The sequence below is a fragment of the Streptomyces sp. NPDC097129 genome (genome assembly GCF_055668065.1).
Window position 1 is genome coordinate 20,613 of sequence record NZ_JBVOQE010000005.1, and the last position, 24,553, is coordinate 45,165.

Annotated in this window: 18 protein-coding genes; 9 read left to right on the forward strand and 9 right to left on the reverse strand. The window is 74.0% G+C overall.

Annotated elements, in window-relative coordinates; translation table 11 throughout:
• Positions 1-108: 108 nt before the first annotated feature.
• Complete coding sequence (locus tag AC0B9F_RS16270; protein ID WP_472003054.1) at positions 109-1,155, forward strand: alpha/beta hydrolase; 1,047 nt, start codon at positions 109-111, stop codon at positions 1,153-1,155.
• Positions 1,156-1,199: 44 nt separating this feature from the next.
• On the opposite strand, the gene AC0B9F_RS16275 is transcribed toward AC0B9F_RS16270, so the two are convergent.
• The 3 genes from AC0B9F_RS16275 to AC0B9F_RS16285 all read right to left on the reverse strand — a co-directional run bounded on the left by AC0B9F_RS16275 (position 1,200) and on the right by AC0B9F_RS16285 (position 5,711).
• Entirely contained in the window at positions 1,200-3,353 is a 2,154-nt protein-coding gene (locus AC0B9F_RS16275) for an FUSC family protein (RefSeq protein ID WP_472003056.1), read from the reverse strand.
• Between the two features lie 170 nt (positions 3,354-3,523).
• Positions 3,524-4,636 carry a tryptophan--tRNA ligase gene (gene trpS, locus AC0B9F_RS16280; RefSeq protein WP_472003058.1) on the reverse strand — a complete coding sequence of 371 codons (1,113 nt, stop codon included), beginning with the start codon at positions 4,634-4,636 and terminating at the stop codon, positions 3,524-3,526.
• A gap of 277 nt (positions 4,637-4,913) precedes the next feature.
• Positions 4,914-5,711, reverse strand: a complete 798-nt coding sequence (locus tag AC0B9F_RS16285; RefSeq protein WP_472003060.1) for an SAM-dependent methyltransferase — start codon at positions 5,709-5,711, stop codon at positions 4,914-4,916.
• A 276-nt stretch (positions 5,712-5,987) separates the two neighbouring features.
• On the opposite strand from AC0B9F_RS16285, the gene rox reads away from it, so the two are divergent.
• Both rox and AC0B9F_RS16295 read left to right on the forward strand, forming a co-directional pair.
• A complete protein-coding gene (rox, locus tag AC0B9F_RS16290; RefSeq protein WP_472003062.1) occupies positions 5,988-7,415 on the forward strand; it encodes a rifampin monooxygenase in 1,428 nt (475 codons plus the stop codon).
• A 147-nt stretch (positions 7,416-7,562) separates the two neighbouring features.
• On the forward strand, positions 7,563-8,432 hold the full coding sequence (locus AC0B9F_RS16295) for a 4Fe-4S domain-containing protein (RefSeq protein WP_472003064.1): 870 nt from the start codon (positions 7,563-7,565) through the stop codon (positions 8,430-8,432).
• Here AC0B9F_RS16295 and helR read toward each other — a convergent pair.
• Positions 8,413-10,605: an RNA polymerase recycling motor ATPase HelR gene (gene helR, locus AC0B9F_RS16300; protein ID WP_472003066.1), complete on the reverse strand. Its 2,193-nt coding sequence runs from the start codon at positions 10,603-10,605 to the stop codon at positions 8,413-8,415. The genes AC0B9F_RS16295 and helR overlap by 20 nt on opposite strands.
• Positions 10,606-11,224: 619 nt before the next feature.
• Between helR and AC0B9F_RS16305 the strand changes: the two genes are divergently transcribed.
• The gene (locus AC0B9F_RS16305) at positions 11,225-12,871 is read left to right on the forward strand and encodes a glycosyltransferase family 2 protein (protein ID WP_472003068.1); all 1,647 of its coding nucleotides are present in this window, start codon (positions 11,225-11,227) and stop codon (positions 12,869-12,871) included.
• A gap of 76 nt (positions 12,872-12,947) precedes the next feature.
• On the opposite strand, the gene AC0B9F_RS16310 is transcribed toward AC0B9F_RS16305, so the two are convergent.
• Positions 12,948-13,949 carry an Lrp/AsnC family transcriptional regulator gene (locus tag AC0B9F_RS16310; protein ID WP_472003070.1) on the reverse strand — a complete coding sequence of 334 codons (1,002 nt, stop codon included), beginning with the start codon at positions 13,947-13,949 and terminating at the stop codon, positions 12,948-12,950.
• Between the two features lie 125 nt (positions 13,950-14,074).
• On the opposite strand from AC0B9F_RS16310, the gene AC0B9F_RS16315 reads away from it, so the two are divergent.
• From AC0B9F_RS16315 to AC0B9F_RS16330, 4 genes are all read left to right on the forward strand, one after another.
• Positions 14,075-15,496 (forward strand): MFS transporter, encoded by a 1,422-nt coding sequence (locus AC0B9F_RS16315; RefSeq protein WP_472003072.1) that lies wholly within the window; start codon positions 14,075-14,077, stop codon positions 15,494-15,496.
• Positions 15,493-16,698, forward strand: coding sequence for an amidohydrolase (locus tag AC0B9F_RS16320; protein ID WP_472003074.1), 1,206 nt, complete (start codon positions 15,493-15,495; stop codon positions 16,696-16,698). Before AC0B9F_RS16315 ends, AC0B9F_RS16320 begins: the two co-directional genes overlap by 4 nt.
• 153 nt (positions 16,699-16,851) lie before the next feature.
• Complete coding sequence (locus tag AC0B9F_RS16325; protein ID WP_472003076.1) at positions 16,852-17,337, forward strand: GNAT family N-acetyltransferase; 486 nt, start codon at positions 16,852-16,854, stop codon at positions 17,335-17,337.
• Positions 17,338-17,463: 126 nt separating this feature from the next.
• Positions 17,464-18,519 (forward strand): LacI family DNA-binding transcriptional regulator, encoded by a 1,056-nt coding sequence (locus tag AC0B9F_RS16330; RefSeq protein ID WP_472003078.1) that lies wholly within the window; start codon positions 17,464-17,466, stop codon positions 18,517-18,519.
• Positions 18,520-18,615: 96 nt separating this feature from the next.
• Here the strand turns inward: AC0B9F_RS16330 and AC0B9F_RS16335 are convergent, their stop codons facing one another.
• The 4 genes from AC0B9F_RS16335 to AC0B9F_RS16350 form a co-directional block, all read right to left on the reverse strand.
• Positions 18,616-19,326: a TSUP family transporter gene (locus tag AC0B9F_RS16335; protein ID WP_472003080.1), complete on the reverse strand. Its 711-nt coding sequence runs from the start codon at positions 19,324-19,326 to the stop codon at positions 18,616-18,618.
• Positions 19,323-20,783, reverse strand: a complete 1,461-nt coding sequence (locus AC0B9F_RS16340) for an amidohydrolase family protein (protein WP_472003082.1) — start codon at positions 20,781-20,783, stop codon at positions 19,323-19,325. The genes AC0B9F_RS16335 and AC0B9F_RS16340 overlap by 4 nt, the downstream gene beginning before the upstream one ends.
• Positions 20,784-20,790: 7 nt before the next feature.
• Entirely contained in the window at positions 20,791-22,119 is a 1,329-nt protein-coding gene (locus AC0B9F_RS16345; RefSeq protein WP_472003764.1) for a uracil-xanthine permease family protein, read from the reverse strand.
• Between the two features lie 441 nt (positions 22,120-22,560).
• On the reverse strand, positions 22,561-23,835 hold the full coding sequence (locus tag AC0B9F_RS16350; protein WP_472003084.1) for an MFS transporter: 1,275 nt from the start codon (positions 23,833-23,835) through the stop codon (positions 22,561-22,563).
• A 147-nt stretch (positions 23,836-23,982) separates the two neighbouring features.
• On the opposite strand from AC0B9F_RS16350, the gene AC0B9F_RS16355 reads away from it, so the two are divergent.
• Positions 23,983-24,540, forward strand: a complete 558-nt coding sequence (locus AC0B9F_RS16355) for a pyridoxamine 5'-phosphate oxidase family protein (RefSeq protein WP_472003086.1) — start codon at positions 23,983-23,985, stop codon at positions 24,538-24,540.
• Positions 24,541-24,553: the final 13 nt, after the last annotated feature.

Consider the following 24,553-nt stretch of genomic DNA (forward strand, 5'->3'; position numbering starts at 1 on the left):
CGGTCGCAGTGGTCACAGCCTCGCATGACGGGCGTACCGCCCGCTTCCGTATGCACCACCGCGCCCGGCCTCAGCGGCGGGGCGCCGGCCGGTGATTGACTACCCGGCATGGACGTCGCGCAGACACCGGAGCACGGTCCCGCCCCGGCGGCACAGCCGGTGCCCCCGCTCGACCCCGAGGTGCGGGCGGCACTGGCGAAGTGGGGGGACGCGGCCAGGGATCCGGTCACCCCGGAGAACCTCGCCGAACGGCAGCGCCGTGACGCGACGGGCCGCCCCCGGCCCTCCGCGCGGGACCTCGAGGCCGACGGACGGTTCGCGGTACGGGAGTTACGGGTGCCGGGCCCCTGCGGCGGACCCGACGTGACGCTCGTCAGCGCGCGGCCCGCCGGGATCACCAGGCCCCTGCCGCTGCTGTACTACCTGCACGGCGGCGGCATGATCATGGGCAACGCGTGGTCCGTCCTGCCCCAGCTGCTGCGCGCATGGGCCGGGCCGCTCGAACTGGCCGTCGTCTCCGTCGAGTACGGCCTGGCACCGGCGGTCCGCTACCCCGTACCCGTGGAGCAGTGCTACGCCGGACTGGTCCAAGTGACCAGGCAAGCCGCCGATTTGGGCATCGACCCGGGGCGGGTCGTCGTCGGCGGCAAGAGCGCCGGCGGCGGACTCGCCGCGGCCCTCGCCCTGCTCGCCCGGGACCGCGGCGGCCCCTCGCCGATCGGGCAACTGCTGCTGTGCCCGATGCTCGACGACCGAGGCGTCACCTTCTCCAGCCACCAGATGGCCGGCGTCGACACCTGGGACCGGACCTCCAACACCACCGCGTGGCAAGCGGCGTTGGGCGACCGGCAGGGCGCCGCCGACCTGCCGCCCTACGCCGCGCCGGCCCGCGCCGCCGATCTGTCGGGACTGCCCCCTGCCTACATCGAGGTCGGCTCCGCGGAGACCTTCCGTGACGAGGACGTCGCGTACGCCGACGCCCTCTGGCGGGCCGGCGGCCAGGCGGAACTGCACGTCTGGCCCGGAGCCTGCCACGGCTTCGACACCCTCGCACCGCACGCCGCGCTCAGCCAGGACGCCCGCGACACCCGCACGCGCTGGCTGCGCCGCGTCCTGGCACAGTCCGGACACACCCCGGCCGGAAGCCGGTCCTGACCCAACAGCCCCGCGGCACCGTCCTGGTACACCCTGGCACACCGTCACCCCGCCCGGGGCCCGGAGGCGATCCGGGCCAGGTCCGTCGTCAGAGACTCCAGCCACGACACCGCCGCGTAGTACAGGCGCGGCGCGTCCGGCGGTTCGGCGGCGAACTCCGCGAAGGTCACATCGATCGACGGCACTGCCGCGTTCGGCGTGTCCCCGCCGGGGTCCAGCGCCGCCGACACCAGCAGCATCCGCCCGGCCACGCGCTCCCCGACCCCGGCGAGCGCCTCGGCCGCGACCGGGCCCAGCGTGGCGCGCGGCGGCTGCAGCAGCCGCTGGGCTCCCCACAGGGTGTGGTGGCCGGCCATCAGCGTCGCCTGCCAGTCCACCGCGAGCGGCGCCGCCGGGCGGCCCCGGCCGCCGAAGCGGCCCGGCTCGCTCTGGTACTGCGCGTACGCGGACTCCGCGAGGATGACCGAGCGATGCAGCGACCGGTGTCCGGGCGGCACGCCCGACGGCGGGGCCACCGCCGTGCCCTGCGCGGCCGAGGCGCTGGTCGCCACGACGATCTCCGCCGCCCTGCGCAGCAGGTCCGCGGACACGAGGCGCAGCTCGTCATGGGCGCCGCGCGGCCACGCCAGCACCCCGAAGACCGCGCCGATCACACTGCCCACCAGCACGTCCAGCAGCCGCACCTCCGCCAGGTGCCACGTCGGCGGCGCGAGCTGCGCGAAGACCAGCGCCACAAGCACGGTGAACAGGCCCTGCGCCCAGCCGACGCCGCGGACCGGCCCCAGCGTGAAGACGATCAGCATCCACACCGGCAGCAGCACCGCGTAGAACCGGGTGTCCGTACCGGCCAGGGTCAGCACCCCGGCGGTCACCAGCGCGCCGGCCAGGGTGCCCACCAGCGCCAGGCGGATGGTGTGCCAGGTCTCGTCCATGGTCGTCCGGGTGAGCGTGAGCGTGGCCAGCATGGCCCAGAAGCCGTGCGGCAGCGTGTCCACGCCGGCCACGAGCCGCGCGGCCGTCAGCGCCAGGGCGATGCGCACCGCGTTCTGGAAGAACACCGACCGGCGCCCGGCGTGCCCGCGCAGCCGGTGCCACCACAGCAGCGGCGCCCACATCGTGGCGTACCAGAAACGTCCCGGCGGCACCGGCACCGCGGCACGCCGGCCCCGCGCGGCCAGGTCCGCGGCGACGCCCACGGCCAGCCCCGCGTCGGCGACCTCCAGCACGGCCGCGTGCCCGCGCAGCACGGCCGGCGCGAAGCCGGGGACACCGGCGCCGCCGCACGGTCCCGCGGACACGGCCGACAGGCGGGCACGCGCCGCGGCCAGCGCCTCGTACGGCACCACCGGCGACGGCCCGGACCGCAGACAGCCCGCGGTCGCCGAGGCCAGATCCGCCACCGCGCTCAGCACGGACGTGACCTCGGGGTCCGACTCGCCGCGGCCGGTGCCGAGTCCCGCCAGACGGCTCAGCAGGGTGCGGGTGGCGAGGCCGGTGTGCGCGAGGGCACGCTCTCGCCGGCCCGGCCCCGCCGGGCGTTCCGCCTCCGGCACGTGCAGGGGCCGCAGCGTCTGCCCGGCCTCCTGCGCCGCCGCCCGGTCCTCGCCGGTCAGGGCGTACGGCGGGGTGGCGAGGCGCCGCGCGCACCGGGCGGCGGTCCGGGCGGCCACGGCGGCCCGTTCCTCGTACGCGGGCGGCGCGGGCTCGGTCAGGAGCAGCGCCTCCGCGGTGACGAGCAGGGCCACGCCCGCGCTCGTCCCGATCAGGCGGTCGCCGAGCGAGGCGGGGTCGTAGGGCGGGAACGACGGCAGGATGTACAGCAGGTGCAGGCCCGGCGCCGTCCCCGCCGCACGCGGCCCGCCCACGGCGGAGAAGGCCAGCGCGAAGCCGACCAGCAGCATGCCGACGGCGGCGCTCCACGTGCGCACCGACAGGTAGGTGCCGACCACCACCAGCAGCCAGCACAGCGGGAGCACGCGCAGCAGCACGGCCGCGCGCTGCCGCCCGGTGCCGGGGATCCGCGACAGCCCGCCCAGCGCGATGGCGGCGAACAGCGCGTAGGTGGCCGCCACGGGGCGGTCCAGGCCGTAGCGGAAGACGTAGAAGCCGGTCGCCGCGACCAGCGACACCCGCACGGCTCGGCGGCCCGAGGCGGCGTAGGCCGCCGGGCTCCACCACCGGGCTACGACACCCCGCACCCCTTCAGCATCACCCACACCGCCGGACCCGGCACCCGCCCCGAGCCACACCGCCGGACCCGGCACCCCTGCGCCCCGAGTGGCCCCGCCCGACCCGGCCCCCGTGCGCCCTGCGCCGCCCCGCCCGACCCGGCACCCGGCCCCTCCCCGCACCGCCCCCGGTCGGCCGCTCAGTACCGGCTGTTCATGGCCGCGCGTACCTCGGTGAGCGTGGCGTCGGCCACGGCCCGGGCGCGTTCGTTGCCCTCGCGCAGGATCTCGCGGACGTGGGCGCGGTCCTGGGCGTAGGCGGCTCGCCGCGCCCTGATCGGGGCGAGGTACTCGTTGACCGCCTCGGTCACCGTCTTCTTCAGCGCGGCGGCGCCCGCCGCACCGATGTCGTCGGCGACCTCCTCGGGGGTGCGCTGCTGGCAGAGCGCCGCCAGCAGCAGCAGCGAGGACACCTCGGGGCGCGTGAGCGGGTCGTAGGTGATGTGGCGCTCGGAGTCCGTCTTGGCGCCCTTGATCAGTCGGGCGGTCTCGTCGGCGTCGGCGGCCAGGGCGATGGCGTTGCGGCGGCTCTTGCTCATCTTGGTGCCGTCCGTGCCGAGCAGCAGCGGCGCGCTCGACAGCAGCGCCTCCGGCTGCGGGAACACGGCGGTGCCGTCGCCGTAGCGGTCGTTGAAACGACGGGCGATCGTACGGGTGATCTCCAGGTGGGGGAGCTGGTCCTGGCCGACGGGGACCAGGTTGGCCTTGCAGAAGAGGATGTCGGCCGCCTGGTGGACGGGATAGGTGAACATCAGGCCGCTGACCGCGGACTGGCGCGAGTGCGCGATCTCGTCCTTGACGGTGGGGTTGCGGCCCAGTTCGGCGACGGAGACCAGGCTGAGAAAGGGCAGCATCAGCTGGTTGAGGGCGGGCACCGCGCTGTGCGTGAAGATCGTGCTGCGGGCCGGGTCGACGCCGATGGCGAGGTGGTCCAGGACCAGGTCCTCGACGTGCCCGGTCAGGTTGTCGGCGACGTCGCGGTCGGTCAGCACCTGGTAGTCCGCGACCAGCACGAACAGTTCCACGCCGAGGTCCTGGAGGCGGACCCGGTTGTGCAGCGTGCCGAAGTAGTGCCCCAGGTGCAGCCGGCCGGTGGGGCGGTCGCCGGTCAGGACCCGGAACTGTCCGGGCTCCTTGCGGATCAGTTCCTCCAGCACCGCGCTGCGCGCCCGGGCGGCGGACAGCCCGAGGGCGTCGGGGGAGGGAGCCGCGGCGGTGGCGTCGGCGGCCGTGGAGGAAAGGGCGGTGTCCATGGGATCTCCTGGTGAGGGATGACGCCGCCGGACGACACCAGCCCTGTTCCAGGGGACACGAAAAGGGGCCGTTCGTCCGAACGGCCCGGGTCATGCGTGTGAGGGGGCCGCTCCTAGGAGGAGCGCCACCAGCTCAGACACGCGAAACGATGCATGCGCATAGCATACCGGCGGCCGCGCTGATCCGGGAGGACATCGACGCGGGGCCGAGGTCCCCTCCGTCAGGGTGCGCGGAGGGGACGGCTCGCGCGGCCGGCGATTCCCACGGCCGGCGCGGCTACGGCTTGCGGGCGAGTCCGCCGTGCTCGGCGACGATCTCCGCGGCCGTACCCGGCTCCGGGCGCCACTGCGTGACCGGCACCACGCCGGGCTCGACCAGCTCAAGACCGTCGAAGTACGCGGCGATCTCGTCGACCGTACGCAGGTTGTACGGCACGGCGCCGCTGGAGTTGTACGCGTCCTGGGCCGTCTCGAAGACGGGGTCGATGCCGCGCGAACCGTCGTTGACGGCGAGGTAGCTGCCCGGCGGCAGGGCGGACATCAGCCGTGTGACGATGGAGCGGGCCTGGTCGTGGTCGCCCACGTGACCCAGGATGTTGCTGAGGATCAGCGCGGTGGGCCGGCCGAGGTCCAGCGTCTTCTCGGCGGTCGCGAGAATGCGCTCGGGGTCGGTGACGTCCGCGTCGATGTAGGAGGTCGCGCCCTCGCGGGAGGAGTACAGCAGGGCGCGGGCGTGGGCCAGGACCATCGGGTCGTTGTCGACGTAGACGATGCGCGCCTCGGGGGCGAGCCGCTGGGCCACCTCATGCGTGTTCTCGGCGGTGGGCAGACCCGTGCCGACGTCCAGGAACTGCCGGATGCCCACCTCGGTGACCAGATACGTGATGGTGCGGCGCAGGAACGCTCGGCTGCTGCGGGCGATGGTGACGATGCCGGGGAAGACGGCGGTGTAGGCGTCGCCGGCCTCCTCGTCGACGGGGTAGTTGTCCTTGCCGCCGAGCCAGTAGTTCCAGATGCGGGCGGAGTGCGGCACCGACGTGTCGATCTTCTGGTGCGTCGTCGTGGGGTCGGTCATGAGTCCTAACCGTCTTTCAGCCGTGGCGTGGATCATTCACCGCACAACCTACGTCCGAACCGCCCCGCCCCACCCGTCAGTTCGACTTTTCCCGCGGTGGGCCCGGGTCCGGCGGGCGCGGTGGCGCCCCGGAACACCGAAAAGACAAAGGCAAGGAGGGAACAACCACTCCTTGCCACTCTCAACGTATAGCGCACAGGGGGGCTTGCGGCAAGGCCCCCCTCATGCCGCAGAATCGCCCGGCGAAGCCACAACCAGCGGAAACGGGGACTTTTGATGATCGATGTGCTCATTGCCGGCGGCGGCCCGACCGGCCTGATGCTCGCCGCCGAGCTGCGGCTGCACGAGGTGCACGTGGTCGTGCTGGAGAAGCTGACCGAGCCGACCATGGAGTCCCGCGGGCGTGGCCTGCACGTGCGCAGCGTGGAGATGATGGACCAGCGCGGCCTGCTCGACCGGTTCCTCGCGGTCGGTGAGAAGTTCCAGGTCGGCGGCTTCTTCGGGGGCATCCACAAGCCGTGGCCGCAGGGCATGGACACGGCCCACCCGTACGGCCTCTCCACCCTGCAGCCGGTCACCGAGCGGCTGCTGCGGGAGCGGGCGCTCGAACTCGGCGCCGAGCTGCGGTTCGGCTGCGAGGTGGTCGGGGTGAGCCAGGACGCGGACGGGGTGACCGCCGAACTGGCGGACGGCACCCGGCTGCGCTCGCGCTATCTGGTCGGCTGCGACGGCGGCCGCAGCACCGTACGCAGGCGGCTCGGCGTCGGGTTCCCCGGCGAGCCCGCGAAGGTCGAGACGCTGCTGGGCGACATGGAGATGACCGCGGACCCGGACACGGTGACCGCCGTCGTCACCGAAGTCCGCAAGACCGTGCTGCGGTTCGGTGTCATCCCCAACGGGGACGGGACCTTCCGCCTCGGCGTGCCCGCGGGGAAGGTGTCCGAGGAGGATGCGGGCACACCGACTCTGCAGGAGTTCAGGGCGCGGCTGCAGGCCGTCGCGGGCACCGACTTCGGCGTGCACTCGCCGCGCTGGCTGTCCCGGTTCGGCGACGCCACCCGGCAGGCCGAGCGCTACCGGGTCGGCCGGGTGCTGCTGGCCGGCGACGCCGCCCACATCCACCCGCCGACCGGCGGCCAGGGCCTCAACGTCGGCATCCAGGACGCGTTCAACCTCGGCTGGAAGCTGGCCGCCGCGGTGCGCGGCTGGGCGCCGCGGGGACTGCTGGACAGCTACCACGCCGAGCGGCACCCGGTGGGCGCCGCCGTACTGGCCAACACCCGCGCCCAGATGACGCTGCTGGGAACCGAACCCGGGGCCGTGGCACTGCGCGAACTGCTGTCGAAGCTGATGGACTTCAACGACGTGAACCGGTACATGACCGAGACGGCGTTCGCGGTCGGCGTCCGCTACGACCTCGGCCAGGATCACGAACTGGTCGGCCGGCGGCTGCCGGACGTGCGGTTGAAGGGGGGCCGCCTGTACGAGCTGATGCACCGCGGCCGCGGGCTGCTGCTCGACGCGACGGGCACCCTGTCGGTGGCCGGCTGGGCGGACCGCGTCGACCACGTCGTCGACGTCGGCGAGGAGCTGGACGTGCCCGCGGTCCTGCTGCGGCCGGACGGCCACGTCGCGTGGGCGGGTGACGACCGACAGGCCCTCCTCGGCCCGCTGCGGACGTGGTTCGGCGAGCCCACCGACTGATCGGCCGGTCAGTTCCCGGTTCTGGTGGCAGAGCGCCACGCGGGCCGGAACACAAGACCGGACCGGCCTACCGTTTCCGTCCGCGCGCGGGATATCCCTGTAACGGCGCCCCACCCGGGCGCCGTTGCCCAGGAGAGGAGTCCCGCCATGGACGGCTGGTACGTGGACGACCGCTGCACCAACTGCGATGCGGCCCGGCAGTTCGCGCCCGGCCTGATCGGCGAGGTCGAGGGGAAGTCCCGGATCCTGCGCCCGCCGGGCGACGAGACGGAGACGCGGCGCTTGCACGCCGCCGCCTTCGCCTGCCCCACCCGCTCGGTCCGCACACCGTCCGGGCGCGTGGACCCGGCGCTCGACCCGTTCCCGATGCGCCTCGACGACGGCGTACTGATCTGCGGCCACAACTCGCCCCGCACCGCGGGAGCCAACTCCTACCTGCTCCTGCGCCCCTCCGGCACGGTCATGATGGTCGACACTCCGCGCTGGAGCCGTGAACTCGCGCGCCGCTACGCGGACTTCGGTGCCGTCACCGACGTACTCCTCACCCATCGCGACCACGCCGCGCACGGCCGCCGCTACGCCGACCACTTCGGCGCCCGGCTGTGGATCCACGAGGGAGACCTGGACGCCGCACCCGACGCCGACCAGGTGATCCGCGGACGCGACCCGCGGCCGATCGCACCGGGGGTCACCGTCCATCCCCTGCCCGGGCACACCCGGGGCAGCGTGCTCTACCTGGCGGACGACCGGTACTGCTTCAGCGGTGACAGCTTCTACTGGTCGCGCACCACCGGTGACCTGGAGGTCGCGCACAGCGTCACCTGGTACTCCATCGAGGAGCTGGCCGACTCGCTGGCCGGGGCGGCCGGCCGGCTGCGCTTCGAGTGGCTGCTGCCCGGCCACGGGAGCCGGCAGCGCCTGGCAGCCGACGAGATGTCCCGCCGGCTGCACGCGCTGGCCCGGCGCACCCGCCCGCTGCGGCCCCGGCCCGTCGACTTCACGGCCGTGCGCTGGTGACCGGCCGGGCACCGGTGAGCACGACGAGCTGCCCGGTGGCCCGGGTCATCGCCACATAGCGGTCGACAGCCCCTTCGACGCCCGTGCCGAACGCGTCGGGATCGACGAGGACGACCAGGTCGAACTCGAGCCCCTTCGCCAGCTCCGGCGTCAGCGACCGCACCCGCGGCCGCTCCCGGAACGAGGGCGCGCCGATCACACAGGCGACCCCCTCGGCATGGGCGGCGAGCCAGTCGTCCAGGATCGCCTCCAGCTCCGACGCGGGGCCGTGCACGACCGGCAGGCCGTTGCTGCGCACCGAGACCGGCACATTGGCGTCCGGCAGCGCGGCCCGGATGACCGGCTCCGCCTCCGCCATGATCTCCTGCGGCGTACGGTAGTTGATGGTGAGGGAGGCCAGCGTGATCCGGCCGAGCCCGACCCGCTCCAGCCGCTCCCGCCACGACTCGGTGAAGCCGTGCCGGGCCTGGGCGCGGTCCCCGACGACGGTGAAGCTGCGCGACGGGCACCGCAGAAGCAGCATCTGCCACTCCGCGTCGGTCAGTTCCTGCGCCTCGTCCACGACGACGTGCGCGAACGGACCGGCGAGCAGATCCGGGTCGGGCGTCGCCACCTCGGACTCGTCGACCAGGCTGACCCGGGCGTCCTGCCCGTGCAGCATCATCACCAGCCCCTCGCCGTCGTCACCGTCGGCGCCCGAGTCGGCCACGGCCGCGATCAGGCTGTCCACGACCAGCCCCATGCGCTCGCGCTGCGCGGCGAGGACGGCCTCGCGCCGCTGCCCGCGCCGCGCCACCTCCGGGTCGCCCAGGCGCTGCCGGGCCGCGTCCAGCAGCGGCAGGTCGGACACCGTCCAGGCCTGCGGATCGGCGCGCTGCAGCGCGCGCACCTCGTCGCGGCTGAGCCACGGCGCGCACATCCGCAGGTAGGCGGGCACCGACCACAGGTCGCCGACCAGGTCGGCGGCCTCCAGCAGCGGCCACGCGCGGTGGAAGGCAGCCAGCAGCTCGCGGTTGCGGCGCAGCCATGTGCGCAGCTCGTCGGGGGAGGCGTCGCCGTCGTGCTGGTCCACCAGGAGGGTGAGCAGCTCCTGATGCACCTGCGCGCGCGCCTCGTTGTGCGGCGTGCCCGGTTCCGCCGCGTCGAACGCGGCCGCCCAGTCGGCGGCGGTGATCCGGACGTCGGACCAGGGCGTGGTGATGGTCATGGCCTCGGCCGGCGGCTCCTCGTAGAACCGTACGGCCTTCTCGATCGCGCCCACCATGGCCGCGGACGACTTCAGCCGGGCCACCTCCGGATCGGCCTCGACGCCCGCTGCCGCCCCCTCGGCGACGAGGTCCCGCAGGACGCAGGTCTGCACGCCCTCCTCGCCGAGACTGGGCAGGACGTCGGAGACGTACGCCAGATAGGGCCGGTGCGGGCCGACGAACAGCACGCCGCCCCGGCGGTGACCGAGCCGCGGATCGGAGTGGAGGAGGTAGGCGGAGCGGTGCAGGGCGACGACGGTCTTGCCGGTGCCCGGCCCGCCGTCGACGACGAGGGCGCCGCGGGATCCGGCGCGGATGATGGCGTCCTGGTCGGCCTGGAGGGTGGCGAGCACGTCCCGCATCCGCGACGACCGGCTGACGCCGAGAGCGGCGACGAAGGCGGACTGGTCGTCCAGCGCCGCGTGCCCTTCCAGTCCGTCGGCGGTGAACACCTCGTCCCAGTAGTCGCTGATCCGGCCGCCGGTCCAGCGGTAGCGGCGCCGGGCGGCCAGCCCCATCGGATCGGCGTGGGTGGCGCCGAAGAACGGCTCGGCCGCCGGGGAGCGCCAGTCGAGCAGCAGCCGGCGGCCGGTGCTGTCGGTCAGCCCCAGCCGTCCGACGTACACCGGCTCGCCGCCGTCCGCGCCGACCATGCGGCCCAGGCACAGGTCCAGGCCGAAGCGGCGCAGGGTGCGCAGCCGGGCGGTCAGCCGGTGGATCTCGGCGTCCCGGTCCATCGCCTCCCGGCCCATGCCGCCGGGCGCCCTGCGCGTGACCGCGAGCCGCTCGGACAACTCGGCGATCGACTGCTCCAGGCACGCGGCCAGGGCTGCGAAGTGCCGCTCGTCGTCGGCGATCAGCACCGGATCGGCCTTCGCGGCCAGCCGCTCGGGAAGGTCGAAGGCGCGGACGGTCAGGGGATTCATGGACAGCTCCGTTCACATGCGGCGCGCGGGGACAGGGAGGACACCGGTGGCGCCGGCTTCGCTAGCGCGCGCGCCGACGGGCCGGCCGGGACCGGTGGCTCGCCGGGCTCCGCCGGCCGCCGCGCGAAGTCCTCGTCCGGCCGGGCGCACACCCGCACCTGTGCGCTGTGCTCCCGCGGCCCGACCGCGAGCCGCGCCGGCCGTTCGATGTCCCTTCGGGACCCATACATGGACAACACCACACGCACTGCGTGAATCCCCCTGTTTCGGCCGGTTCTGGCTTCGGCCGTCGATTCTGCGCCATGACGGGGGCCTTGCGGCAAGCCCCCCGGTGCGCTATAGGTTGAGAGTGGAAAGGAGCGAGTGGTCTCCTTTCCTTTTCTTTTTTGTGCCGATGGCACCCCCTCTTTGTCTCATGGGGGCGCGGCCCACGCCCACGCGCCCCCTTGGCACTCCCACGCGCCGCCCGCATATGGGTGGTCTTGGCGTTTATCCGCGGTATCCGCCCCTTATGCTCGGCCGGTGAATCAGCCTGTCGGGGTCTGACCAGGGCAGACATCGACCGCAGCCACGGCGGGCCTCAGCGGTTTTCGGATGAGCTGCATGGCGGGGGTGTCCCGTGAACGGGTCGTATGTGCCAGTGGTGTCCGTCGTGATGCCGGTCTACAACGCGCTGCCCTATCTGGAGCAGGCGCTCGCCTCCGTCGCTCAGCAATCGATTGGCATGGACGCGCTGGAAGTCATCGCCGTGGACGACGGCAGCACCGACGGCAGCGGCGAGCGGCTGGACGCCTGGGCGAAGGACAAGTCCTGGCGGATGAAGGTGATCCACCAAAAGGCGTCGGGCGGCCCGAGCCGGCCGCGCAACGTCGGACTCGACCACGCCACCGGCACCTATGTGTTCTTCCTCGACGGCGACGACTGCCTCGGCCCCGAGGCGCTTCAGCGGCTGGTCGCCATGGCGGAGAAGAACACCTCCGACGTGGTCCTCGCCAAACTCGTCGGCGTCGGCCGGCGCGTGCCGCGGCGGGTGTTCGCCATGAACGTCGACAAGGCCGACCTGTCGAAGGGCGACGTCTACTACACGCTGATGCCGTTCAAGCTGTTCCGGCGCAGCATGCTCGACGCGCACGGCATCCGCTTCCCGGAGCACATGCGCATCAGCGAGGACCAGCACTTCGTCGCCCGCGCCTATCTGCACAGCAAGGTCATCTCGATCGTCGGCGACTACGACTGCTACTACGTCGTCAAGCGGGGCGACGAGGGCAACATCACCGCGAACGGCCTGGAACTGCGCACCGTCCTGCAACAGGCCGACGAGATGGTGCAGTTGGTGACCGGCATGACCGCACCGGGCCGGCTGCGCGACCACCTGATCACCCGGCACGCCAGGGTGGAGCTGGTGCGCCGCTTCGACCCCGCCTATCTCGACGCCGACGCCGCCACCCGCAGGGAACTCGTCGGGCTGGCCCGCCCGTACGCGCGGAAATGGATCACACCGCCGGTCCTCGCCGAGTTCGGCCTCCACGAGCGGCTCATCGCTCACTGCCTGCGCGAGGGGCTCGCGGACGAACTCGCCGCGGTCCTCGAGTGGGAACTGGCCGGCCGCCCCGGCAAGGCCCTCGTGCGGAACGGCAGACTGTACGCCGCGCCCCCGTGCCCCGCCGCCGGTTCCCCCGCGTACGAGGATCTCTGCGAGATCACCTCCGACATGCTCAAGGTGAGCCCGCGGCGCCGGCTCGACCACCTGGTCTGGCAGGGCAGCGTCCTCGAACTGGGCGGCTACGGCTACCTCGACCAGGTCGACACCGACGACCTGGTCACCGCACTCGTCCTGCGCCACACCCGCAGCGGCAAGGAGATCGCCGTCCCGTGCGAGCAGGTGCCCTCGCCGCACCTGACCGTCGCCCGCGGCAAGGAGACGTACGACTACGGGCGGGCCTGTTTCCGGGTCCGGGTCGACCTCGCGAGCGTCGACGACGGGCGTGCCCTGCCTTCCGGTGACTGGCAGCTGTCCCTGCGGTGCACCGCGCACGGCGTGAGCGCGCGCGGCCCTCTCGGCGGGGCCCTCGGCAACGGCGTGGGCCGCCGCGGCCCGCACGCGCTGACCCTTCCCGGGCAGGGCAAACGCGTCCACACCGCCCGGGTCCGGCCCGACGACGATCAGCTCGTCCTGCAGCTGCGGCCCGCCCCGTCGGCGGTCACCGCCTACGCCTTCAGCGTCACCGGCAAGGCCGCCCGCGCGCTGCGCGCCCGCCTGACCTAGGGACGCCGCGGTTTCAGCGTGAGACGCCGCAGGCCACCCTGAGACGCCCCGGGTCACTTGGGACGCGGAAGAGGTGTCACCACGGCCGGATCGGGCGCGTCCCGGTCCGGCGTCCGCCGGCATCCAGCAGGTGACCCATCCGCTTGACGGTGCGCATTCCGACGATGCGGTCGGTGATCTCCAGCGACGGCAGCCGGGCGCCGATCGTGGTCTCCCGGTGCTGCACCGCGCCGAGGTCACGCATCCAGTAGGTGGCGAGGACGTTCGCGGTCCCGGTGACGGCGGCCACCAGCCGGCACTCCGGCAGCGTGCCCAGTGTGCGGTGCAGGCCGTTCACGTCCCGGGCCGGGGCCCGGCCCCGGAACGTCACCGCGACCGGCAGCGCGCTCAGCGCGGGGGAGATGTCGCAGCGGAAGCGGATCATGTCGGAGGCGGTGAGCCGGTGCAGCCGGCGCCGCACGGTGGCGGCGCTGGTCCCGGTGTGCTGGGCCAGCTCCGCCAGGCCCAGCCGGCCGTCGTGGGCGAGCAGGTCGAGCAGGGCCCGGTCGAGCGGATCGAGCGCGGGTACGGCCCCGCCGTCCCGTTCCCGTGCCCCGGCCGGGTCCAGGGCGCTGAGCTGGGCGGCGTCCAGGGAACCCAGCCGCCAGCGGGTGCCGTCGGCATAGAGCGAGGTGGCGAACAGGCACTCCACGTCCCTCACCCCGGGCAGCGGTGCGAGATCCTCGGTGACGAACCGGTGCAGCGCGGCGGGCGTCGGCGCCAGCACGTCCAGCAGGAGATCGGCGGAGCCCGGAGCCGTCAGTTCGACGGTCACCGCCTCGGTCAGCTCAGCGACCCGCGCCGCCAGCCGCTCGCGCTCCGCCGGCGCGCAGCCGACCAGCACGAACGCCGTGCAGCGGGTCTGCGTGAAGGCCGGCCCCGGCACCACGGACAGCCAGGCCAGCCCCTCCCGCGTCAGCCGCTCCCAGCGCCGGGCCAGCGTCACCGCCGTGACCCCGAGCAGCGGGGCGAGATCGGACCACGCCGCACGCGGGCGGACCTGCAGCGCGTGCACGAGAGCGAGATCCAGCTCGCTCACGGCGTCCGATTCCTTCACCCGCCGCGGCCTCCGTGCATGATTTCCACGATGTTCCCGGCCCCTTCGGCCGAGGGTCGCACTCTAGCCATCACCTCGGATTCCAGCCAAGGGAAGACGGTGAGACAGTGACCCGTTCCATCAGCCGCGGCCGCGGACTGCTCGCGACCATGACCCTGATCGTGGTGTGCAGCGGCGTCGTCCAGGGCTACCTGACCCCGCTGCTGCCCGTCGTGGGGCAGCACATCGGCCTCTCGGGCGTCGGCCAGAACAACCTCTATCTGCTCTCCCAGCTCGCGTTCGCGGTGCTCACGCCGCTGCTGTCACGCTGGGGCGACATCCACGGCCACCGCAGGCTGCTGCGCATCGCCGTCGGCCTGGTGGCGGCCGGCTCGCTGCTGATCGCCGTGCGCCCGACCACCGCGACCCTCGCCGTGGGCATGGTCCTGCAGGGCGCCGTCGTCGGCTTCTTCCCGCTGCTGGCCGGCATCCTGCGCTCCCGGGCGCCGGAACGCGGCCGCACCGGCATGTCCGTCCTCGTCGGCGCGCTGCTGCTGTCCATCGGCGTCGGCGGCCTGGTCGCAGGGTCCCTCAGCGACGAGCACGCGTCGGCCGGACTGTGGACGGCCGTCCCGTTCGCCCTGCTCGCCCTGGCCGCGGCACTGGCGCTGCCCGACAGCACCACACAGCGCGCCGGCCGCTTCAACGCGCCCGCGGCGACGCTGCTCACCCTCGGACTCGGCGCGCTCGTCCTGGTCCTCGCCCAGGGCGGCACCTGGGGCTGGGCCTCGGCGCCGTCCCTGGCGACCGCCGCCGTCGCCGTCGTGGCCCTCGCGCTGTGGGTGCGCGTCGAGCAGCGCGCCACCCACCCCCTGGTGGACGTGCGGCTGCTGCGCAACGCCAGGCTCGCCGTGGTCAGCGCGCACACCTTCTGCGCCGCCTTCGGCACCATCGGCTTCCTCGGGGCGAACGCGATCTTCCTCGGGGCCCGGCCCGACGGGGACGGCTACGGCGCGGGACTCGGCTCGCAGGACATCGCGCTGATCTCGCTCGCGATGGTCGTCGCGGGCTGCGCCGGATCCACCGCCACGCCCCGGGTGGCCCGGCTGATCGGGGACCGGGCGACCCTCACCGCGGGCGGCGGCGTGGGCGCCGCGGGCTTCGCGTCGCTGGCGCTCTTCCACGCCTCCCTGCCGCAGTACCTGGCCGGCGCTCTCGTCGTCGGCGTCGCGACCGGCATGTTCGAAGCCGTCACCCGCACCCTGTCGGTGGAGGTCGTCGAGGACGCCGAGACCGCGCTGTCCGTCGGCATCAACGAACTCGCCCTGTCCCTGGGCGCGGCCATCGGCGCCGCCGTGATCGGCGCGCTGTTCGCGGCCCACCCGGCGCCGGGCGGCGGCATCGCCCCGGCGGGCTACCTGTGGGCGTGGGCCGTCTGCGCGGCCGTCGCCCTCGCCGGAGCGGCCGTGGGCCTGCTCTTCAAGGGCAGCGGATCACCCGCCACCGCTTCGACGCCCACCCTCATGACGACCAGTGGGGAACCCGCATGACCTCTCAGGAACTCGCCTCCTCCACCGACCGGGCCATGACCGCGTCCGCGGACGCCGTCCGCTCCCGGCGCGACCTCCTCGTCGGGCTCAGCCACAGCCTGCACGCGGAACCCGAGACCGCCCTGCAGGAGTTCAGGTCCGCCGCGAAGATCGCCGCCGTGCTCGACGGCGCCGGCTTCGAGGTGACCGAGCGGGCGGGCGGCGTACCGACCGCTCTGGTGGCCACATACGGCACCGGCGATCTGGTGGTGGCCCTGTGCGCCGAGTACGACGCGCTGCCCGGCATCGGCCACGCCTGCGGCCACAACGTCAACGGGGCCGCCGCCGTCGGCGCAGCGCTCGGCCTCGCCGCCGTGGCGGACGAACTCGGCATCACCGTCAAGCTCGTGGGCACCCCCGCCGAGGAGGACATCGGCGGCAAGGTGCTGCTGCTGCGGGCGGGCGTCTTCGACGACGTCGCCGCGGCGATGATGGTGCACGCCGCGCCCGAGGACTCGGTCGGCGCCTCCTCCCTCGCCGTGGGAGCGTGGGACGTCACCTACCGGGGACGCCCCGCGCACGCCGCGCTGGCCCCCTGGGAAGGCGTCAACGCACTCGACGCGATGACGCTCGCGCACACGGCCGTGGGCCTGTTGCGCCAGCAACTGCCGCCGGGGACACTCGTCCACGACATCGTCCTGGAAGCCGGCCAGGCCGTGAACGTCATTCCCGAACTGGCGCGCGGGCGCTACGAGTTGCGGGCGCACACCAGCGACGGCCTCGCGCACGCCCGGCAGCGGGTGCGGGCCTGTCTGGAGGCGGGCGCCCTGGCCACGGGAGCCGTGCTCGACCTCGCCGCCCACGGTCACGATTTCGCCGACCTGCGCCAGGACGCCTACCTCACCGCCGCCTATGTGCGCGCCGCACGGGCCCTGGGCCGCGAGCCCGTGGACCGGCACGGGGAGCGGATGGCGTCCACCGACATGGGCAACGTGTCACACGCCGTGCCGTCGCTGCACCCCACGATCGGCTACGACACGCAGGGCGCGCTCCAGCACACCGAGCCGTTCGCCCGCTACGGCACGAGCCCCGGCGCCGACCGGGCCGTCCTGGACGGCGCGATCGCCCTCGCCCACGTCGCCGTCGACCTGGCCACGGACCCGGCCGGGCGGCAGCTCTTCCTGGACCGCGTGGCCGGCCGTACGGGCACCGCGCCGGCGTGAGCCGACTCCTCCGTTCTTCCGCATCCCGGCCGCAGATCGAGGTCATGGGCGATGTCGCGGACACGCGGGCAACTCCGTTCCCCCGGCCCCCACTTGCCAGGGTGGCGCCGGCGCGGGACACGCGCGTCCACGGGATGAGGGAGGCCGCTGAACATGGCCGTCACCGGCCGTCTCCTCCTGCGGCCCTGGACGACGGCCGAGGTGACCGCGGTCCTCGCGGGCGCCCACCCGTCCCACCGGGCGCGGGACTTCCCCGCCGAGGGCGACCACGTCATCGCCGGCCTCCTCGAGCAGAACCCGGCCCGGCTCGGCGTCCACGGCCACCGGCTGATCGTCGAACGCGACAACGGCCAGGCGGTCGGCTCCAACGGCCTGTTCCGGCCGCCCACCGACGCCACCGTCGAGACCGGCTACGGCGTCATGGCCTCCCGCCGGGGCCGGGGCTACGCCACCGAGGCCACCCGGGCGCCGGCCGCCTCGGCCCTCACCGCACCCGGGGTGCACGCCGTGACGGCGGGCGCGGAGCTCTCCAACCACGTCTCCCTGCGCGTCCTGGAGAAGGCGGGCTTTCGCCGGTACGCCACCGAGGACGGCGTGGCCCGTTTCCGGCTCACCGCACCCGGCCCCCAGGAGCAGTGACCCCAGGGGCCGGCGGGCGCACCGCCGGCCCCACCCCCTGCCGCGGCTTCGGGGAGGCGGCGTACCGGACCGCCGGGGCATCGGGAAGACTGGGCGGCACACCGCGCAGGAGGAGAACAGCCGCCGATGACCGAACCCCGCCCGGCCTCCGCGTCCCGTCAGCCGACGATCGCCGACGTGGCACGCGCCGCCGGTGTGTCGCGGACGACCGTCTCGCACGCGCTCAACGGGCTGGGCAAGGTCGACCCGCGCACCCGTGAACGCGTCAAAAAGGTCGCCGGGGAACTGGGCTACCGCCCCAACCTGCGCGCCCAGCGGCTGCGGCGCGGCGAGGCCAGGGCGATCGCCCTGCTGTCGTCGATGCCGCTCGCCGTGGCCGGGGGACCCTCCCGGCTGGGCTTCTACATGGAGGTCGCGGCCGCCGCCGCCGAACACGCTCTCGCGCACGGGTTCGCGCTGGTGCTGCTGCCGCCGGGCGAGTCGGGCGCGGGACTGCGCACGGTCGACGTCGACGGAGCCATCGTCGTGGAGCCCCGGGAGGACGATCCCGTCGTCGCCGGGCTGCGCGAACGCGGCCTGCCCTGGGTGGCGATCGGCAGGCCGGTGCCGGACGCCGCGCAGGCGCCGTACGTCGACCTCAACGGCGAGGCGGTCACCGAACTGCTGCTGGACCACCTGGCCCGCGAGGGCGCCCGTCGTCCCGCGCTGCTCACCGCGCCGGGCACCCGGTCCTCGGCCGTCGACGCCCGCACCGCCTACGCCCGCGCCGCCGAACGGCACGGCTGGCCGCCGGTGACGGCGGTCGCCGAGGAGTCCGGCGGCGAGCAGGCGGGATACGAGGCGTGCGCCGCCCTGCTGCGCGAACACCCCGGCATCGACGCGCTGTGCGTCATGGTCGACGCATTCGCGGTGGGCGCGGTGCGCGCACTGCACGACAGCGGGCGCGCGGTGCCGGACGACGTCCTGGTCGTCACCCGCTACGACGGTGTCCGCGCGCGGACCTGCATGCCCCCCCTGACGGCGGTGGACCTGCACCTGGAACAGGCCGCCGCGCAGGCGCTCGACCTCCTGCTGCGGCGGCTGCGCGGCGGTGCGGACGACACGGTTCCCGCCCCGTCCGCACCGAGCCCGCGCCTGGTGCCCCGCGCGTCCTCCGTGCGGGTAACGGACGGCACCTCCTAGGGTCTGTCGTTTGGATCACCCCGGCGTCCCGGGGTCTGGACGCCGTGGCCACCTGGCACGCCGTGCCCGGCGCACGAGACGCCGGGCACCCGGGGTTCAGATCCCCAGCATCAGCACCAGCCCCGACACCAGGGCGAACACCAGCACGCCCAGCCGCAGGCGCCGCGCGTTGAGCCGGTGGTGCACCAGCCGGCTCAGGGCCGCGCCGACGGCCAGCGCGGGCAGCATCCACAGCGCGGTGCTCAGGTGGTCCAGGTGCGCGCGTCCCGTGCAGAACAGCAGGACCAGGGAAGCGGCCTCGCCGAGCAGGAAGCATACGGCGACCGTGGCGCGCAGTTCCGGCGGCGGCCGGTGCTGGTAGACCAGCGCGAGCGGCGGCCCGCCCACGCCGGTGGCCGTCTCGGTGATCCCGGTGACCAGACCGGCGCCGACATACGCGACACGGCCCGGCGCGAACGCCGGCGCGGCGAGGCTCACCAGCGCCGCGAGCACGGTGGCGACTCCCACCAGGAGACCGAGATCGTGCTCGGGCACGGCGGCGAGCAGCACCAGTCCGGCCGGGGTGGCCGCGAGGCGGGCGCCGGTGATCCAGCCGGCGCCCCGCAGATCGATGCTGGACCGCTCCCGCCAGGCCACGTACAGGTTCAGCGGGATCATCGACGCGAGCAGGAAGACGGGCAGCAGTGCCGGGTCCGCGAGGCCGGCCACCGGCGCGACGATGAGGGCGTAGCCGAGGCCGCTGGCGCCCTGCACGAAGGCGGCGACGGCCACGGTCACGGCGAGGATGGCCAGGGCGTCGCCGCTCATGCGCGCACCTCCGGGGTGATGCCGGCGCGGACGGCCTCCGTGGACGGGCGGTGCACCCGGACGATCGGGGCGCGCCGCACCACCTCCGCGGCGAGTTCCCGGGCCCGTGCCACGAGGGACGGGCCGTCCCAGGCCACGGGCGAGCCGTGCCACAGCCGCAGCCGTCCGCCGGTGAACACCGCCGTGATCTGGTCGCGGTTGCCGCGGCGCAGCAACTCCCAGGGCAGATCGTGCGAGGCGGCCAGTTCCGGGACGGTGAGGTCGACGAGCAGGAAGTCGGCGGCCGCTCCCGCGGCCACCACACCGGCGCTCACGCCCGCGACCCCGGCCTTCGACCCCAGGCCGACCGCGTCGGCGCCCAGCCGGGTGCCGTGGTCGATCCAGGTCCAGCCGCCGCCGCACGAGGAGTCGCCGGTGGCCAGCCCGTGGGTGAGGCGCTGGGCGGTCTCGGCGGCGTCGAGCAGCCGGAAGGCGTCGCCGCGTGTGCCGTCGGTGCCGAGGCCGAAGCGGATGCCCTCCTCGGCCATGAGCAGCGCGGGCGCCACGGCGTTGCCCTTCCAGGCACTGGCCACGGGGTTGTAGCTCACGGCGGTGCCGGTGTCGCGCAGCAGGGCGATCTCACGGGGCGTCAGCAAGGTGGCGTGGGCGGCGAGCAGGTGCGGCCCGAGCACGCCCAGGCGGTGCAGATGCTCCAGCGGGCGCAGTCCGTGCCGTACGAGAGAGCGCTCGACGGCGGCCAGATGTTCGTTGACGTGGATCTGCAGGACCGCGCCCGCCTCGGCGGCGAGGCGGGCCAGGCTCACGAGGGTGGCCTCCGTGGCGGCCTCCGGGATGGAGACGGCGAGGGAGGGGTGCACCAGCGGGTCGCCCGCGTAGCGGGAGAGGTGCTTGCCGGCGCGGGCGAGGACGTCGTCCGCGCCGGTCTCGTCGGCGTCGTTGCAGATCGCGCCCAGCACGCAGCGCAGGCCCGCGTCCCGTGCGGCGCTCGCCACGGCCTCCACGTCGACCGGCGCGCGGGTGCCGGCGTCGGCGACGGTCGTGAAACCGCCGCGCAGCGCCTCCCACGCGGCGAGCTTGGCAGCCACGTACGCCGACTCCTCGTCGAGCGCGCCTTCCAGCGGCACCCACACCCGGCGGAAGATCTCCGAGGGTTCACCGAAGGCCAGCGCCGCGCCGAAGCTCTGGGTGAGGTGGTGGTGGGCGTCGACGAAGCCGGGCAGCAGGGCGCGGCCGGGCAGCCGCACGGGGCTGAGCGTGGGATGGTCGCGAGTCACGCGGGCGACGGGGCCGACGTCGGTGAAGGCGGTGCCGGTCACCACGACGGCGTGGTCCTCGGCGGGTCCGTCGGGCAGCAGAACGGTGTCGGGGACCAGCAGCAGCGGCGCGTCGTCGCGCAGCAGTGGCCCGGGGCCGGGGCTGGGCAGGGGGTGCATGGTGTCCTTGTCGTCGATGTTCATGGGGGGCTCAGGGGCGGTGCTGGTCCGAGGGGGCGTCAACGGCCGGGCCTGCCACGGGGACGGGCTCGGCGGGGGCCGCCTTGAGGGAGCGGGAGATCCACGGCGCCCGGTGGAAGAGCGCGTGCAGCAGGGCCGCGGTGAACGCCCCGACGGCGACGCCGCTCTCCAGGAGGATGCGCGGGGTGGGCGGGAGCTGGTCGTACACGCCGGGCACGAGGATCGGCAGGAAGCCGGCGGCCAGGGCCACGGCGACGATGAAGGAGTCGGTGTGGTCGTCCAGGCCGGCGCGGCCGAGGAGTTGGATGCCGAGGACGGTGATGACTCCGAAGACGACCAGGGCGGTGCCGCCCACCACGGGGGCGGGGATCGCGTTGACGAGCCGGGCCACGGGGGCGAGGAAGCCGATGACGATCAGTACGATTCCGGCGGCCACCGTGACGAAGCGACTGCGTACGCCGGTGAGTTTGACGATGCCGATGTTCTCGCCGCTGGTGACCATCAGCGGCAGGCCGAAGAAGCCGCCCGCCAGCGAGACGAGCGCGTCGCCGCGGATGGTGCGGGGCGCGTCCCGGCGGGCGTCGGGTACCAGGCCGACGGCCTCACTGTTGACCACGGTCTGCCCCGTCGCCTCGGCCATCGAGGCCAGGCTGTACACGAGGAGGGGGAGTGCGGCGACGAGGTTGAACTGCGGGGTGCCGAACGGCATCAGCTCGGGCGCGTGCAGCAGTCCGCCGCCGCCCGCCAGGTGCACCCGGCCGAGCAGGGCGGCGAGCGCGGTGCCGGCCAGCAGGCCCAGCATGACGGAGAGTTGGCGCAGGGTGCCGCGCAGCAGTGCGTAGGCGACGACGGTGAAGCCCACGGTGGCCAGGCCCAGCAGCAGGGCGCGCGGCTCGCCGAAGCCGCTGGTGCCGGGGCGTCCGGTGACCAGCAGTGCGCCGACCTTGACCAGGTTCACGCCGACGATGGTGATCATCGTGCCGATGACCAGGGTGGGGAAGAACTTCAGCAGCCGTGAGAAAACCGGCAGCACGACGAAGTAGAAGACGGCCGTGATGATGACCGCTCCGGTCGCCGTCCGCAGCCCGTGCTGGTCGGCGATGGAGAGGAACAGCACGAGCGGGGCGCCGCCCGGCAGCATGACGAACGGCAGCCGCGCCCCGATGCCCCACGGTCCGAGGGACTGGAGCAGGGAGCCGATGCCGGAGAGCACGAAGGCGGCGGCCAGCAGGTTGGCGGTCAGGGCGGGGGAGAGGTGCAGCGTCGCGCTGACCAGGAAGACGCTGGAGATGGGCGTGGCGGCCATGACCAGCACGTGCTGGATGCCGAACAGCAGCATCCGGTGCACGGGGCGGTAGTCGTCGACGGGATGGCGGCGCCGGTCGTCGGCGTGCGCGTCGGTGTCGGGGTCCGGGGCGGGGCGTGGAGCGGTGCGTAGCGACACGGGGGACTCCGTTTCGGGGTCAACTCGCTCGGTGGTTCGGCCTTCACGATGGGCCCGGACGGCGGCCAAATCGATTTGGCCAAATCGATTTGGCCGCCAGTATGGAAGGGGCTGCGGGGCGAGTCAATAGAGCGCGGCGAACCGGTGGGGGAGCAGTTGCGCGGGCGGACGCGCACACGTTCCGCTCCTGGGCCGCCGGAGTCGTGCGGCCGGATGCCGGTGACGGTCTGGAAGCGGCCGCGGGCCATGCGCGCGTCCCGCCCGTCCGTACGGGTGAGCCGGTCGCCCCGCCGCGCTCACGGCGGCGGAACGGTCACCGTCGAGGCGGGCGGCCCGTCACGGCCGTACGTCCTCCCGGTCCGGCGTGGCGTCCGCCGGACCGGGAGGACGTACCGGACGGCGGACCTCCCGGTCCGCGGCGAGGGCGGCCAGGCCCGCGGCCAGCGACAGCACACCGCCGACGACGAACCCGGTGCGCGCGCCCCAGCGCTCGCTCAGCCAGCCGACGCACAGGGCGCCGAGCGGGGTCGAGCCCTGCATCACCAGGGTGTACAGCGCCAGCACCCGGCCGCGGTAGCGCGGGTCGCTGCCCAGCTGGATACGGTGATTGGCGGCCTGCGCGAAGTAGATCGTGGCGAAGCCCGTGAGGAAGAGCAGCACCACGGCGGCGGCAGGGCCGGGAGCCCAGCCGACCCCCGCCTCCAGCAGCCCGAACCCGATCGCGGCGCCCGTCACGAGCCGCGCCGACGGCCGACTGCTGCGCCCGCTGCCGGCGAACGCGCCCAGCAGCGAGCCGGCCGCGAAGACCGTGGTGAGCAGGCCGAAGGAGGAGGCGCCGGTGTGGAACACCGTCTTCGCCAGCAGCGGCAGGGTGAGCTGGAAGTTCAGTCCGACCAGGCCGATCACGGCGACGAGCGCCATCGGGACGGCCAGGTCGGGCCGCCCCAGCGTGTGGCGCAGCCCGTCGACCACCCGGGCGCGGCTTCCCCCGCGGGGCGCCCGGAGCAGTTCGGCCGGCCGCATCAGCCGCAGCCCGGCCACGGTCGCCAGATAGCTGAGGGCGTTGACCAGCATCACCCAGCCCGTGCCGAACGCGGTGAGGAGCAGCCCGGCGAGCGCCGGCCCGAGCACCCGGGCGACGTTGAAGTACGCGGCGCTCATCGCGGAGGCGTTCGGCACCACGCTCGGGGCGACGAGTTCGCTGATGAACGCGAGGCGGGCCGGCACCTCCACGGCGTTCACCAGGCCGAGGCCGAGCGCGAACAGGTGGATGTGCCACAGGGCCACCGCGTCCGCGAACACCATGAGCGACAGCAGCAGCGCGAGCACCGCCGACGCCAGGTTGGCCACGGTCAGCAGCGTCCGCTTGTCGCGGCTGTCGGCCAGCCGGCCGCCGTACAGCGTGAACAGCATGGGTGTGAACTGCAGGGCCGTCACCGTCCCCAGTGCCACGGCGGAGTCACCGGTCAGACCGAGCACGAGCCAGTCCTGCGCGACGACCATCATCCAGGTGCCGGCCGCGGACACGATCTGCCCGGCCGCGAAGAGACGGAAGTTGCGGGTGCGCAGGGCGCGGAAGCGGTACGACAGCGGAGCGATCACGCCCGTCATCCTGCGGGAGGCGTCATGAGCCCGGCTCGAGGTGCGCGCCGAGCCGCCGCCCACGGGCGTCCGCCCGACCCGTACGGCCTCACGGCGATGATTTCGCGGCGGCCGGCCGGTCATCCCTTCGTCTGGAAGAAGAGAAGGAGATCCGTCATGCCGGAACACAGGACCGCCCAGCAGCCCGTCACCGAACTCGATGCCCGCTACAGCTCCGCGCTCAACCCCCGCCCGGGCGCCGGGGACGTCACCGCCACCGAGTGGGCGGAAGCCGAGTGGCACCTGGAGGCCGCGGAGATCTTCTGGCTGACCACGGTGCGCCCCGACGGCCGGCCGCACGTCACGCCCGTGATCGCCGCCTGGCACGACGGAGCGCTGTACTTCGCCACCGGCCCGGCGGAGCAGAAGGCCCGCAACCTCGCCCATCACGCGCACTGCGCGCTCACCACCGGCGGCAACTCCCTCACGTCGGGCCTCGACCTCGTCGTCGAGGGAAGCGCGGAGCCGGTCACCGACCCCGCGCTGCTGGAGGAGGTGATCGCGGCGTACGAGGAGAAGTACGGCTCGCACATCACCTCGCCCGAGGGCACCTTCCACGGCCTGGGCGACGCCTTGCGCAAGGGCGACGTGACGGCGTTCGCGGTCGCCCCGGCCACGGCGTACGGCTTCGGGCGCGACGGCGGGGTGTACTCCCACACGCGGTGGTCGTTCTGAAAGCCGGTGTCCG